We start from the raw sequence: 13245 nt of genomic DNA, 5'->3' as shown, positions 1-13245 counted from the left end.
GAGCCCGTCCCCCGCGGCACTCCGGGCTCCTTGAGGCCGTGCAGCGCACCGAGGTGGGGAACCTGCCGCCCCCCGGCGGCGCCGCCCCCGGGCACCCGCGCACCAACTCGCCGATATGCTGCGGGTATGCAGGCCACCGCGTTCACCTTCGACCCCGACACGCACGCGGGTTCCGTGCTGCTCGACGACGGCACCCCGGTGCCGTTCGACGCGGCGGCCTTCGACGCCGGCGGCCTGCGCCTGCTGCGGCCCGGCCAGCGGGTGCGGATCCGTACCGAGGGCAGCGGCGAGAGCCTCCGGGTGGTCTTCGTGACCCTGCAGACCTTCCCCGACCCGGCCGAGGGGCAGCACTAGCCCCGAGCCGGCACCCCCGTACGGCGTGCGAGCGTCCAGCCGGCGTGAATCCGAGCGCCAACTCTCCGTAGCGTCCCAGGGGTGCCGCCACCCGCTCCCGACGCACCGGGCCCGCGGAAGTACCGGTGGGCCCCGTACCGCGTCCACCCCGGCGACGGTGCCCTGAGCGCCTTTCCCGGAGCGCTCTGGCGCGTCCGGGAACCGGCTGAGGACGGCGGGCGGGTCGACGCACCGTGACGGCCGTCCGGGCACCGGTCCCCCTGCCGTTCACGCCTTCCACCCGGCGCCGACCGGCCGGTCCCCGAACGCGGAAGAGCCGTGGCGGCTCGCCCCGGGATCTCCCGGTAGCGAGCCGCCACGGCTCACGGCCGATCCGGCCGTCCGCTGGTACCGCCCGGAAAACCTGCCGGACCTTACTTGGCGGTCGACTTGCGCGCGGTGGTCTTGCGCGTGGTGGTCTTCTTCGCCGGAGCGGTCTTCTTGACCGCCGCCGCCTTCTTGGCCACCGTGGCGGTGGTCTTCTTCGCCGCGGTGGTCTTGGTGGCGGTGGTCTTCTTCGCCGCGGCGGTCTTGGTGGCGGTGGTCTTCTTGACCGCGGCCTTCTTCGCCGCAGCCGGAGCGGCCTTCTTCGCCGCAGCCGGGGCGGCCTTCTTCGCCGCAGCAGCGGTGACCTTCTTCGCAGCCGCCTTCTTGGCGGGGGCGGCGGCCGCAGCGGCACGCTTGGCCGCGGCACGCTTGGCGGCCGGGGTCGCGGCGACGCCGGCCTTACCCGGGGTGAGCGAGCCCTTGGGGGCCTTCTTCACCGAGGGGCCTTCCTTCGGCAGCTTCTTGGCGCCGCTGACCAGGTCCTTGAAACCCTGGCCCGGACGGAAGCGCGGCACCGAGGTCTTCTTGACCTTGACCCGCTCGCCGGTCTGCGGGTTACGGGCGAAGCGCGCGGAGCGCTCCACCTTCTCGAAGGTGCCGAAACCGGTGACCGAAACCCGGTCTCCGGCCACCACGGCACGCACCATCGTGTCGAGCACTGCATCGACGGCCTCTGCGGCAGCCTTGCGACCACCCAGCTGCTCGGCCACCGCTTCGACAAGCTGAGCCTTGTTCACGTCTTCCCCTTCAGAAACGGGCGCCGGATGATTCCATCCGTTCTTTTCGCACGTTAGGTATGTATCTGCGGACTTTCAATTACCAAACGCGCGAATCACCCTAGTGTCGCAATGGATTTGCGCGTCGGCGACCTCAGCCGAGAGGCAGGTGCCCCTCGTCGAGGTCTTGCACAAAGCGACTCAACCGCCTTGCCGCCTCCGGAAGATCACGCTTGGCGGTCTCCGTGACCATCAACAGTTGACGGGTGAGAGCGGTCTTTGCCTCTGCTGACACGTTCAGCGCATGAACGCGTGCATGAGCTTGCTTCAACCACTCGGCCACAAGCGCGTAGAGCGCTGCGACTTCCGGCTCGTCCGGTTCCTCAGCAGGTGAGGTCTGGTCGTCCTGCCGATCGCCAATTCGACTCTCGGCGACACCGTCCGTCCCCTCCGTCGACGCGGGTTCGCCACCCTCGTACGGAGGTTCACGGTGCCAGTGCATGCAACGATTGTGCCATCTGTACAGAGTTGCGCTGTCCGCACCCCTCTCCGACAAATCCCGGCAAGTATCCCGAGCCCGCGTGAGACCCGAACTCAGGGCGGGAACAGCGGATGGCCCGCCCCCCCGATGGGGAGCGGGCCATCCGTCAGGCCGTCAGAAAGGACGTACTCAGGCGACCGGCTGCGTACGCGGCTTGAAGCTCGGGCGAGTGCGCTCGAAGGCCGCGATGTCGGCCTCGTTCTGCAGCGTGATGCTGATGTCGTCCAGCCCGTTCAGCAGCCGCCAGCGGACATTGTCGTCCAGCTCGAACGGGGCGTTGACGCCCTCGGCACGCACCTCGCGGGCCTCGAGGTCGACGGTGATCTCGGCGGCCGGATCGGCTTCGGTGAGTGCCCACAGCCGCTCCACCGTCTCCTGCGGCAGGACCACCGTCAGCAGGCCGTTCTTCAGCGAGTTGCCACGGAAGATGTCGGCGAACCGCGAGGAGATCACCGCCGCGAAACCGTAGTTCTGCAGCGCCCAGACCGCGTGCTCACGCGAGGAACCGGTGCCGAACTCCGGGCCGGCCACCAGGACCGTGGCGCCCTGCCGCTCGGGCCGGTTGAGCACGAATTCCGAGTCCTTGCGCCAGGCCTCGAACAGGCCGTCCTCGAAACCTGAACGGGTGACCTTCTTCAGCCAGTGCGCCGGGATGATCTGGTCGGTGTCCACGTTGCTGCGGCGCAACGGGACGGCCCGGCCGGTGTGAGTGGTGAACTTCTCCATGATCAGGCCTCCACGGGAACGTTCGAAACGGCGGCGGTCAGATCGGCCGGTGCCGCCAGGCGGCCCAGAACGGCGGTCGCGGCGGCGACCTGAGGTGACACCAGGTGGGTACGGCCGCCCTTGCCCTGTCGTCCCTCGAAGTTGCGGTTGGAGGTGGAGGCGCAACGCTCACCGGGCGCCAGTTGGTCGGGATTCATACCCAGGCACATCGAGCAACCCGCGTGCCGCCATTCGGCGCCGGCGGTGGTGAACACCTTGTCCAGGCCCTCCTCGACGGCCTGCAGGGCGACCCGGACCGAGCCCGGGACGACCAGCATCCGGACGCCCTCGGCGACGCTGCGGCCCTGCAGGACCGCGGCGGCGGCCCTCAGGTCCTCGATCCGGCCGTTGGTGCAGGAGCCGACGAAGACCGCGTCCACCTCGACCTCGCGCAGCGGCGTACCGGCCTCCAGGCCCATGTACTTGAGCGCGTTCTCGGCGGCGATCCGCTCCTGCGGGTCGGCGAAGGAGGCCGGGTCCGGCACCGAGGCCCCGAGCGGTGCGCCCTGGCCGGGGTTGGTGCCCCAGGTGACGAACGGGGTCAGCTCGCCCGCGTCGATGAAGACCTCGGCGTCGAAGACCGCGTCCTCGTCGGTGGCCAGGGTCTTCCAGTACTCGACGGCGGCGTCCCAGTCCTCGCCCTCGGGGGCGTGCGGACGGCCCCGCAGGTAGTCGAAGGTGGTCTGGTCGGGGGCGATCATGCCTGCGCGGGCGCCGGCCTCGATCGACATGTTGCAGACGGTCATCCGGGCCTCCATGGAGAGGCTGCGGATCGCCGAGCCGCGGTACTCCAGGACGTAGCCCTGGCCGCCGCCGGTGCCGATCCTGGCGATGACGGCCAGGATCAGGTCCTTGGAGGTGACGCCCTCGGGTAGTTCGCCCTCGACCGTGATCGCCATGGTCTTGAACGGGGCCAGCGGCAGCGTCTGGGTGGCCAGCACGTGCTCGACCTGGCTGGTGCCGATGCCGAACGCCAGCGCTCCGAAAGCGCCGTGGGTGGAGGTGTGAGAGTCGCCACAGACCACGGTCATGCCGGGCTGGGTCAGGCCCAGCTGCGGGCCGACCACGTGCACCACGCCCTGCTCGACGTCGCCGAGCGAGTGGATGCGCACGCCGAACTCCTCGGCGTTCCTGCGCAGGGTCTCCAGCTGCACCTTGGAGACCGGGTCGGCGATCGGCTTGTCGATGTCCAGGGTGGGGGTGTTGTGGTCCTCGGTGGCGATGGTGAGATCGGTCCTGCGGACCTTCCGCCCGGCCAGCCGCAGCCCGTCGAACGCCTGCGGGCTGGTCACCTCGTGCAGCAGGTGCAGATCGATGTAGAGCAGGTCAGGCTCGCCCTCGGCGCGCCGGACGACGTGGTCGTCCCAGACCTTCTCCGCGAGTGTCCGTCCCATCGCTTTCCCTCCAGCCGGCCGCTCTGCCGGCCTTCTCGTGTCGTCGGGGTCGCTTCCCGTGCCGCCCCGGTGGGGCTCCGCGGGCGGACCCGCACGCCGGATCTGTTGTCCAGGATGTGGACACACCGGCGAGGGGTCGATCCTGGGTTTCTCCCGGGCTGCTGCTTCAAGAGTGGCGCTTTTCCAGCCGGATTGAACTTGCGTCTCGCGGACTGAGACTGCAGTATCGAGACATGGACAACACTAGCGGCGTCGGCGTTCTCGACAAGGCCGCTCTGGTGCTCAGCGCACTGGAGTCGGGCCCCGCCACGTTGGCGGGGCTGGTCGCCGCCACCGGTCTGGCGCGGCCCACCGCCCACCGACTCGCCGTCGCACTCGAACACCACCGCCTGGTCACCAGGGACATGCAGGGCCGTTTCATCCTCGGCCCCCGACTTGCCGAACTCTCCGCCGCGGCGGGCGAGGACCGGCTGCTCGCCACCGCGGGCCCGGTCCTGACCCACCTGCGCGACGTCACCGGCGAGAGCGCACAGCTCTACCGCCGGCAGGGCGAGATGCGAATCTGCGTCGCCGCCGCCGAGCGGCTCTCCGGCCTGCGGGACACCGTCCCGGTCGGCAGCACGCTGCCGATGAAGGCCGGCTCGGCCGCCCAGGTCCTGCTGGCCTGGGAGGAGCCCGAACGGCTCCACCGGGGCCTCCAGGGCGCCCGCTTCACCGCGACCGCGCTGAGCGGCGTACGGCGGCGCGGCTGGGCCCAGTCCATCGGGGAGCGGGAGCCCGGCGTGGCCTCCGTCTCCGCGCCCGTACGGGGCCCCTCCAACCGCGTGGTGGCCGCCGTCTCCGTCTCCGGCCCGATCGAGCGCCTGACCCGCCACCCGGGCCGGTTGCACGCCCAGGCCATCATCGAGGCCGCGAACCGGCTCACCGAGGCACTGCGCCGCGGCTGAAAAGCAATGCGGAAGGGCCGCTCCGGAAATTCGGAGTGGCCCTTCCGCATTGACCCGACACATTCTGGGAAAACAAAAAAGTCCCGGATGAACCGGGACTCAATTTCTGGCTGGGGTACCAGGACTCGAACCTAGACTAAATGAACCAGAATCACTCGTGCTGCCAATTACACCATACCCCAACAAAGCGCTCGGCCGATGGGATTTCCACCCATCGGCCCAGCCGCTCTGGTACCCCCGACCGGATTCGAACCGGCGCTACTGCCGTGAGAGGGCAGCGTGCTAGGCCGCTACACAACGGGGGCTTTCAGATGGTCCCTTGCGGAACCAGTACCCCCGACCGGATTCGAACCGGCGCTACTGCCTTGAGAGGGCAGCGTGCTAGGCCGCTACACAACGGGGGCTTTCCGAACGGCTCCTTGCGGAACCAGTACCCCCGACCGGATTCGAACCGGCGCTACTGCCTTGAGAGGGCAGCGTGCTAGGCCGCTACACAACGGGGGCTTGATCTTGTTTTGTACTGCGCTGGGGTACCAGGACTCGAACCTAGACTAAATGAACCAGAATCACTCGTGCTGCCAATTACACCATACCCCACCAGAGTTGAACCCTTGCGAGCTCTCCTCGAGCGTTGCGCCTCTCGCTCGGTTCCCGACGGGGTTTCACTCCCTCGTCCGTTCCCTCCCGGGCGGCGCAGAAAGAACATTACCCGACGTCTGGCCTGGGTCCAAAATCGATAACCCCAGGCCGGGGGCGGGGCGGCTACGTGCCAGGTCAGGACCGGGCCCGCAGCCGCCCCGCAGCCGGGGCTCAGGAGGCCGGGACGAGGTCCAGGGCGGCCGTCAGCCTGCGCAGCGTCTCGGCGCGGCCGAGCAGCTCCATCGACTCGAACAGCGGCGGGGAGACGCGGCGGCCGGTGACCGCCACCCGCAGCGGGGTGAAGGCGAACTTGGGCTTGATGCCCAGGCCGTCCACCAGCGACTCGCGCAGCACCGCCTGGATCGGCTCGGGCGTGAAGTCGCCGAGCCCCTCCAGCGCCTTGATGCTGGCCTCCAGCACCGGACGGGCGTCGGCGGTGAGCGCCTTGGCCGCGTCCTCCTCCTGGACCTTGAAGTCGGCCGGCCCGACGAAGAGGAAGCCCGCCATGTTGACGATCTCGCTCAGTACGACCATGCGCTCCTGGGTGAGCGGCGCCACCTTGGCCAGCAGGTCGAGCTGCTCGGCGCTCGGCTCGGCCGGCAGCAGGCCGGGAGCCTGCAGGTACGGCACCAGGCGCCGGACGAAGTCCTCCGGGGCCAGCCTGCGCAGGTGCTCGGCGTTGATCGCCTCGCACTTCTTCAGGTCGAACCGGGCCGGGTTGGAGTTCACCTTCGAGATGTCGAAGGCGGCGACCAGCTCGTCCATGGAGAACAGGTCGCGGTCCTCGGCGAGCGACCAGCCGAGCAGCGACAGGTAGTTGAGCAGGCCCTCGCGGATGAAGCCGCGCTCGCGGTACAGGTTGAGGCTGGCCTGCGGGTCGCGCTTGGACAGCTTCTTGTTGCCCTCGCCCATCACGTACGGCAGGTGGCCGAAGCGCGGGGTGACGCCGTTGCCGATGCCGATCTCGGCCAGCGCGGCGTACAGGGCGATCTGACGCGGGGTGGAGGAGAGCAGGTCCTCGCCGCGCAGGACGTGGGTGATGCCCATCAGGGCGTCGTCCACCGGGTTGACCAGGGTGTACAGCGGGGCGCCGTTGGCCCGGACGATGCCGTAGTCCGGCACGTTCTCCGACTCGAAGCTCAGCTCGCCGCGGACCAGGTCGTCGAAGGAGATGGTCTTGTCGGGCATCCGGAAGCGGAGGATCGGCTTGCGACCCTCCTGCTCGTAGACGGCGACCTGGTCCTCCGTCAGCTCACGGCAGTGGCCGTCGTAGCCGGAGGGCTTGCCGGCCGCCCGGGCGGCCTCGCGGCGGGCGTCCAGCTCCTCGGTGGTGCAGTAGCAGTGGTAGGCGTGGCCGGCCTCGTGCAGGCGCTGGGCGACGTCGGCGTAGATGTCCATCCGCTGCGACTGCCGGTACGGCGCGTGCGGGCCGCCGATCTCGGGGCCCTCGTCCCAGTCGAAGCCGAGCCAGCGCATCGCGTCCAGCAGTTGGTCGTACGACTCCTCGGAGTCGCGTGCGGCGTCGGTGTCCTCGATCCGGAAGACCAGCTTGCCGCCGTGGTGGCGGGCGAAGGCCCAGTTGAAGAGGGCGGTGCGGACGAGGCCGACGTGGGGGTTGCCGGTCGGGGAGGGACAGAAGCGGACCCGGACGGTCGAGTCCTTCGGGGTGGCCGGGGTCGTACCCGGCTCAGTGCTAACCACGCTTGATCACCTTGTTGGTGAGAGTGCCGATGCCTTCGATGGAGACGGCGACCTCGTCGCCGACGTTGATGGGGCCGACACCCGCCGGGGTGCCGGTGAGGATGACGTCGCCCGGGAGCAGTGTCATCGCCTCGGAGATGTGGACGATCAGCTCCGCGATCGAACGGACCATCAGGGAGGTCCGACCGGTCTGCCGCAGGTCGCCGTTGACCGTGCAGGTGATCGCCAGATCACCCGGGTCGAGTTCGGTCTCGATCCACGGTCCGAGCGGGCAGGAGGTGTCGAAGCCCTTGGCCCGCGCCCACTGCCCCTCGCGCTGCTGTACGTCGCGCGCGGTGACGTCGTTGGCGCAGGTGTAGCCGAAGACGATCTCCGGAACCCGCTCCAGCGGCACCTCCCGGCCCATCCGGCCGATCACCACGGCCAGTTCGGCCTCCGGCTGGACGTCCGAGGAGAACGGCGGGTACGCGATGGACTCGGTGGGGCCGATCACCGCGGTGGAGGGCTTGAAGAAGGTGAGCGGGACGTCCGGGACCTCGTTGCCGAGCTCCGCCGCGTGCGCCGCGTAGTTCCGGCCGACCGCGACGATCTTGTTGGGGAGGATCGGCGCCAGCAGCCGGACGTCCTCCATCCGGTAGCTCTCCCCGCTCAGCTGCATGGAGACGATCGGGTGGCCGGCCAGCGCGTGGACCACCAGAGACTCGGGCTGGGAGGGGTCGCCCTCGACCACGCCGAAGGAGACACTGCCGGCGGCAGGGCTCCCTTCCCGGACGGAGAACCTGGCAATGCGCACGGTTGGGAGCCTCTCGGTCAGTCGGGCACCGGCCTTACCGGGCCCTGCTCGAACGCTCCCCAGGCTATCGCGTGGCCCGCCGCAGGCCCTTCGCGCACGGCCGGGCGGGACGGTCCGGACGAATCAGCCACCGCGCCCGGCGCGGCCCGGAAGGAGGGAAAAGCGGCCCGGAAGAAGAGAAATGGGGCGCCCGCCGCGCGTCGCGGCCGACGCCCCGTCCGGGTCCTAGTGCACCCGCCGGTCAGTCCAGCGGCTTGCGCGGCGCCGGGGCGACCATCAGGACGGTGCGGCGCGGGTTGGCGGTGCTGGCGGGCAGGTCGGTCGCGTAGACGACCTGCTCCGGAGCGTCTCCGTAGCCCTCGGCGGCCGCCAGCGTGGTCCGGCGCGGGTTCGCCGTGGCATCGCTGACGGGCGTGGACGTGGTGACGGCCTTCTGCTCCGGCTGGGACATCGCGTAGCACCTCGGGGCTCGGGGCCGACTCACAGGAGTCGGCCTGCGTGACTTTGGGCAGGCTCATGGGTGCACTGCTCCGCACAGCCAGATTAGGGATCTCATTCCACAGGCGCCGCGATCAAAGCTATACATTCGGCTGTGATCTTACTCACAAATTGAGTAACAGAATGTGCATTGCGGACATTTCATCCCCGCCGATCGGCCTGACAATTACGGCATTTCGGACAGATGAGAACGTCTGCGACTCTTGGCGATCCACGGCCAAGTTGGCATGTATCCGGCGAGTGTCCGAAAAAGACCGTATTCGGGTGGGGTTACCACACAGTCAGTGAGAATCTGCATGCGCTGGGTAGCTCAGGACACCGCCAGGTAACGGCCCTTGTTGGACTTCTCCCGCTGTGCTGGAATGCCACGGAAAAACTCGACACCGTCCCGTCCGCGACAGCGGAGAGGGACGCCCGGTCCAGAGGTTGCGACGCCAGTGCAGGGACGTTTCAAGAGGGGCAGCGGCGCCGCGGGTGACCCGGAGTCGCGCGAGCCCGTGGCAGGCCCCCACCAGGCAGCACCGGTCAACGAGCCGGACCAGCAGGCGACCGGCGCCGGTACCGGCCCCGAGCAGTCCGCAGGCAAGGACGGTGCTCCGGAGGCAGAGCAGGCCGGCGAGAACCGCCGGTCCCGGCTGCGGGGCTCGCTGAACCGCCGCCGTGCCACCGGTATGTCCCGGTTCGCCATGCGCAACTGGCGAATCCGCACCCGTCTGATCGCCCTGCTGCTGCTCCCCGTGGTCGTCTCCCTGGTCCTCGGTGGACTGCGAATCCAGTCCTCGGAGCAGAACTCCAAGCAGCTGTCGCAGATGACCGGCCTGTCGGACCTGGCCCAGAAGGCCACCGCGCTGGCGAACGCGCTGCAGACCGAGCGCGACATCAGCGCCGGTCCGCTGACAGTGAGCAGCAGCAACCAGCAGGACCCCGACGTCCTCAACGCCCGGAAGACCACGGACACCCTCAGCAAGGCCTTCGCGGCCAGCGCCGACAACTTCGACAACCTCGACCTCGCCGGTGGCCAGGCGCTGCTGCTCCAGGTCCGCAAGGACCTCAACCAGCTCTCCGAGGCCCGCAGCACCGCGTACACCAACCAGGACAACATCCAGGCCACGATCACCAACTACGACGTGATCATCAAGGACCTGCTGGGCATCACCCAGGACATCGCGATCGCCTCGAACAGCACCGAGCTGGTCAAGGTGACCCGGGCCCTGCAGCAGTTCTCGTTGGCCAAGGAGTCCGCCTCGATGCAGCGCGCGCTGATCAGCGCCGCGCTCGCCCGCACCGGCGGCCAGGACCTGAGCACCTCGGACGAGACCTTCGGTATCCGGCTGCAGACCGAAGAGGACAACGCCAACACCAACTTCACCGCCATCTACGGCGACGCCGCAGCCGTGGCGCTGCGCGCCCCGCTCACCTACAACCAGGTGATCGCCGAGGCCGAGCGCTACACCAAGGCCGTCCTCAACACCAACGGCATCAAGCAGAGCGACGTCCGCACCTACAAGAGCTGGTACGACGACGCCAGCGCGAAGATCACCGCCGAGCAGAAGATCGAGTCCTCGCTGCTGGAGCAGCTCAACGGCAAGGCCCAGCAGCTCCAGGACGACGCCGACACCGAGACCCTGATCAACATCTCGCTGATCGTCCTCGTCCTCATCGTCGCCATCGCCGGTGCCGCCATCGTGGCCCGCTCGATGGTGCGCTCGCTGACCCGTCTGCAGGCGGCCGCCGAGGACGTCGCCGAGCGGCGACTGCCGGAACTGGTCAAGACGCTCTCCGAGAGCGACCCGCAGGACGTCGACATCTCCATCGCCCCCGTCGGCATCGACTCGGCCGACGAGATCGGCCACGTGGCGCACGCGTTCGACATGGTGCACAGCGAGGCCGTCCGCCTCGCCGCCGAGCAGGCCCTGCTGCGAGGCAACATCAACGCGATGTTCACCAACCTCTCGCGCCGCAGCCAGGGTCTGATCCAGCGCCAGCTGTCGCTGATCTCCGAGCTGGAGAGCCGCGAGGCGGACCCGGACCAGCTGGCCAGCCTCTTCAAGCTGGACCACCTCGCCACCCGTATGCGCCGCAACGGCGAAAACCTGCTCGTTCTCGCCGGTGAGGACCCGGGCCGTCGCTGGACCCGTCCCGTCCCGCTGGTCGACGTGCTCCGCGCCGCCGCCTCCGAGGTGGAGCAGTACGAGCGCATCGAACTCGCCGCGGTCCCCTCGGCCGAGGTCGCCGGCCGCGTCGTCAACGACCTCGTCCACCTGCTCGCCGAGCTGCTGGAGAACGCGACCTCGTTCTCCAGCCCGCAGACCCGCGTCCGGGTCACCGGCCACGCGCTGCCGGACGGCCGGGTGCTGGTCGAGATCCACGACACCGGTATCGGCCTCTCCCCCGACGACCTGGCGGACATCAACGAGCGCCTGGCCAGCCCGCCGACCGTGGACGTCTCCGTCTCCCGCCGCATGGGCCTCTTCGTGGTCGGCCGCCTGTCCCTGCGTCACGGCATCCGGATCCAGCTGCGCCCCAGCGACTCCGGCGGCACCACCGCACTCGTCATGCTCCCGCTCGACGTCACCACCTCGGCCGACCGGCGCGGCGGCCGAGGCGGCGCAGCGCAGGCCAAGCAGCAGCGCGGCGTCGCCCCGGCACCGCGCCAGGGCCGCGGCGGTGCCGCCGAGGCGCTGTCCGGCCGCCAGGCCGCCGCGCTCGGCCAGGGCCCGTCCGGCGGTGCCCCGACCGGGCGTCCGCAGCTCGGCCAGGGCCCGCAGGGCGGCAGCCGCCCGGGTGCACCGGGTATGCCCGGCGCTCCGGGTATGCCCGGCGCTCCGGGTGCTCCGGGTGCTCCCGGTGCACCCGGTGCACCCGGTGCACCGGCCGGCCCGGGAGGCGGCCTGCCCACCCGCAACCCCCAGGCCACCCTGCCGGGCGGTCCGCAGGGCGGCCAGCCGGCTGGCGCCCCGAACGCGCCCCAGGCCGGCGGCGGCCTGCCGACCCGCTCGGTCGGAAAGTCACTGCGCGAGAACCCGGCCCCCGGCCAGCCGCCCCGCCGTACGCCGGGCGCCTCCGGTGCGCCGGCTGGCCCCGGCGGCGGTCTGCCGCGCCGTGGCGATGCCGGGCCCGGGGCCAACCGTCCCAGCCCCGCGCAGGAACGTCCGCGGCCCAACGCCGAGCAGCCGCAGCACGGTTGGGCCGAGCAGCCGTCGAACGGCGGACTGCCGACCCGTCCCGCCCGGGGCGAGCAGGGCCGTCCCGGGCAGGAGCGGCCCACCCGTCGTCCGCAAGCCGCGCCCGGCCAGCCGCAGCAGCCCGCTCCCGCCGCCCGTCCGCAGGCCCCGCAGGCCCCGCAGGCCCCGCAGGCCCCGCAGGCCGGCCAGCAGCCGCCCGCGCAGCAGCCGCAGGCCCAGGGCCAGGCACCGGCTCAGCAGGCCCAGCCCCCGGCTTCCCAGGCACCGGCTCAGCAGGCCCAGCCCCCCGCCCCGGCCGAGACCACCGGTTCGCTCGCCCGGCCGCGGTTCGAGGCCAGCCAGATCGACCCGCGTGACCCGCTGGGTCTCGGCCTGGTAGAGCCGGTCCTCCCGAGCGTGCCCAACCCGGCCGCCCCGCAGGCGGCTTCGGCTCCGCAGGTCCCGGACGGCCGACAGCCGCAGCCGAACCTGCCGCAGCCCGCTCAGGAGCGTCCGGCCCCGCAGCGGCAGCAGCCGATGGCGCTTCCGACCGGTCCGGGCATCGAGGGCCCGCAGGGCACGATCGGCGACGGCCGGCAGTTCCAGCAGCCGGCGCTCGGCCGCCCGCGTCCGGCGTACCAGCCGCAGCGTCCCGGTACCACCGCGCCGAACTTCCCCGCGGACCCGGCCGCGCAGCAGCAGCCGCAGGCCCCGCAGGCCGGCCAGCAGCCACCCGTGCAGCAGCCCCAGGCCCAGGCCCCGCAGCAGCGCATGGAGCAGGAGCGCCCGCGGCCGGTCATGCCGGACCAGCAGGGCCAGCAGGGCCCGGCCGGTCAGCCAGGTCAGGCCGGTCAGGCCTCCGAGGCCCCGTGGCGCCCGTCGGCGAACGACGAGCGCTGGCGCCGCGCCGAGCAGGTCCGCCAGCCCTCGACCAGTGGCATGACGCTTTCCGGCCTGCCCCGGCGTACGCCGCAGGCCAACCTGGTCTCCGGCACCGCCGAGGCGGCGCCGCTGACCGGCCCGCAGGTCTCCCGAGCCCCCGAGGAGGTCCGCGGTCGTCTGACCAACCTGCGCCGCGGCATCCAGCAGGGCCGCCAGGCCGGCGCGGGCGGTACGACACCCGCAGGTGGTACGCCGGTCCCCGGTTCCGGTGCACCCATGGGTAACCCCGGTGGCGCCGCATACCCGGGCCAGCGGCCCACCCGTCCGCAGCGGTTCGACGGCTTCGACGCCCCTCGGGGCAACGGAGGCTTCGGCGAGTTCGGCCCAGATCACCAGGAGCGTTGAGTTGAGTCAGATGAGCCAGGCCGCACAGAACCTGAACTGGCTGATCACCAATTTCGTGGACAACACCCCCGGGGTGTCGC

General features: G+C 70.7%; 10 protein-coding genes, 5 tRNA genes and 1 pseudogene. 4 read left to right on the top strand and 12 right to left on the bottom strand.

Annotation, left to right across the window (positions count from 1 at the left end):
• Nucleotides 1–126: 126 nt before the first annotated feature.
• Entirely contained in the window at nt 127–354 is a 228-nt protein-coding gene (locus tag ACZ5ON_RS27390) for a hypothetical protein (protein WP_465598128.1), read from the top strand.
• A 413-nt stretch (nt 355–767) separates the two neighbouring features.
• Here ACZ5ON_RS27390 and ACZ5ON_RS27385 read toward each other — a convergent pair whose 3' ends face one another.
• The 4 genes from ACZ5ON_RS27385 to leuC all read right to left on the bottom strand — a co-directional run bounded on the left by ACZ5ON_RS27385 (nt 768) and on the right by leuC (nt 4136).
• Entirely contained in the window at nt 768–1457 is a 690-nt protein-coding gene (locus ACZ5ON_RS27385) for an HU family DNA-binding protein (protein ID WP_465598126.1), read from the bottom strand.
• A 133-nt stretch (nt 1458–1590) separates the two neighbouring features.
• Nucleotides 1591–1938 (bottom strand): SCO5555 family protein, encoded by a 348-nt coding sequence (locus ACZ5ON_RS27380; RefSeq protein WP_465598123.1) that lies wholly within the window; start codon nt 1936–1938, stop codon nt 1591–1593.
• A 168-nt stretch (nt 1939–2106) separates the two neighbouring features.
• A complete protein-coding gene (gene leuD / locus ACZ5ON_RS27375) occupies nt 2107–2703 on the bottom strand; it encodes a 3-isopropylmalate dehydratase small subunit (protein ID WP_465598120.1) in 597 nt (198 codons plus the stop codon).
• A 2-nt stretch (nt 2704–2705) separates the two neighbouring features.
• Nucleotides 2706–4136, bottom strand: coding sequence for a 3-isopropylmalate dehydratase large subunit (leuC, locus tag ACZ5ON_RS27370; RefSeq protein WP_465598117.1), 1431 nt, complete (start codon nt 4134–4136; stop codon nt 2706–2708).
• Nucleotides 4137–4369: 233 nt separating this feature from the next.
• On the opposite strand from leuC, the gene ndgR reads away from it, so the two are divergent.
• On the top strand, nt 4370–5083 hold the full coding sequence (ndgR, locus tag ACZ5ON_RS27365) for an IclR family transcriptional regulator NdgR (protein WP_030275730.1): 714 nt from the start codon (nt 4370–4372) through the stop codon (nt 5081–5083).
• A 107-nt stretch (nt 5084–5190) separates the two neighbouring features.
• Here ndgR and ACZ5ON_RS27360 read toward each other — a convergent pair.
• From ACZ5ON_RS27360 to ACZ5ON_RS27325, 8 genes are all read right to left on the bottom strand, one after another.
• Nucleotides 5191–5265: transfer RNA gene (locus ACZ5ON_RS27360), tRNA-Gln, on the bottom strand.
• 47 nt (nt 5266–5312) lie between these two features.
• Nucleotides 5313–5388 (bottom strand) — tRNA-Glu (locus ACZ5ON_RS27355).
• Nucleotides 5389–5414: 26 nt separating this feature from the next.
• A tRNA-Glu gene (locus tag ACZ5ON_RS27350) sits at nt 5415–5487 on the bottom strand.
• Nucleotides 5488–5514: 27 nt separating this feature from the next.
• Nucleotides 5515–5587, bottom strand: a tRNA-Glu gene (locus ACZ5ON_RS27345).
• 21 nt (nt 5588–5608) lie between these two features.
• Nucleotides 5609–5680, bottom strand: a tRNA-Gln gene (locus tag ACZ5ON_RS27340).
• Nucleotides 5681–5893: 213 nt separating this feature from the next.
• Nucleotides 5894–7423, bottom strand: coding sequence for a glutamate--tRNA ligase (gltX, locus tag ACZ5ON_RS27335; RefSeq protein WP_465598114.1), 1530 nt, complete (start codon nt 7421–7423; stop codon nt 5894–5896).
• The gene (locus tag ACZ5ON_RS27330; RefSeq protein ID WP_465598111.1) at nt 7416–8216 is read right to left on the bottom strand and encodes a fumarylacetoacetate hydrolase family protein; all 801 of its coding nucleotides are present in this window, start codon (nt 8214–8216) and stop codon (nt 7416–7418) included. The genes gltX and ACZ5ON_RS27330 overlap by 8 nt, the downstream gene beginning before the upstream one ends.
• A gap of 241 nt (nt 8217–8457) precedes the next feature.
• Entirely contained in the window at nt 8458–8667 is a 210-nt protein-coding gene (locus tag ACZ5ON_RS27325; RefSeq protein ID WP_465598108.1) for a hypothetical protein, read from the bottom strand.
• Between the two features lie 544 nt (nt 8668–9211).
• Here ACZ5ON_RS27325 and ACZ5ON_RS27320 point away from each other — a divergent pair.
• Together ACZ5ON_RS27320 and ACZ5ON_RS27315 are read left to right on the top strand one after the other, a co-directional pair.
• Complete coding sequence (locus tag ACZ5ON_RS27320) at nt 9212–13165, top strand: sensor histidine kinase (protein ID WP_465598105.1); 3954 nt, start codon at nt 9212–9214, stop codon at nt 13163–13165.
• A 10-nt stretch (nt 13166–13175) separates the two neighbouring features.
• Nucleotides 13176–13245 (top strand): annotated as a pseudogene (locus ACZ5ON_RS27315) (roadblock/LC7 domain-containing protein); the annotation flags it as partial.

The organism is Kitasatospora sp. NPDC032150 (assembly GCF_055579945.1).
The sequence above is the reverse complement of the archived record's forward strand: the minus strand, read 5'-3'. Positions and strand labels throughout refer to the sequence as shown.

Bases quoted from the DNA above. Each gene is read 5' to 3' on its own strand.
- ACZ5ON_RS27390 (WP_465598128.1), top strand. From the start codon at position 127: ATGCAGGCCACCGCGTTCACCTTCGACCCCGACACGCACGCGGGTTCC.
- ACZ5ON_RS27380 (WP_465598123.1), bottom strand. From the start codon at position 1,938: ATGCACTGGCACCGTGAACCTCCGTACGAGGGTGGCGAACCCGCGTCG.
- leuD (WP_465598120.1), bottom strand. From the start codon at position 2,703: ATGGAGAAGTTCACCACTCACACCGGCCGGGCCGTCCCGTTGCGCCGC.
- leuC (WP_465598117.1), bottom strand. From the start codon at position 4,136: ATGGGACGGACACTCGCGGAGAAGGTCTGGGACGACCACGTCGTCCGG.
- ndgR (WP_030275730.1), top strand. From the start codon at position 4,370: ATGGACAACACTAGCGGCGTCGGCGTTCTCGACAAGGCCGCTCTGGTG.
- ACZ5ON_RS27325 (WP_465598108.1), bottom strand. From the start codon at position 8,667: ATGTCCCAGCCGGAGCAGAAGGCCGTCACCACGTCCACGCCCGTCAGC.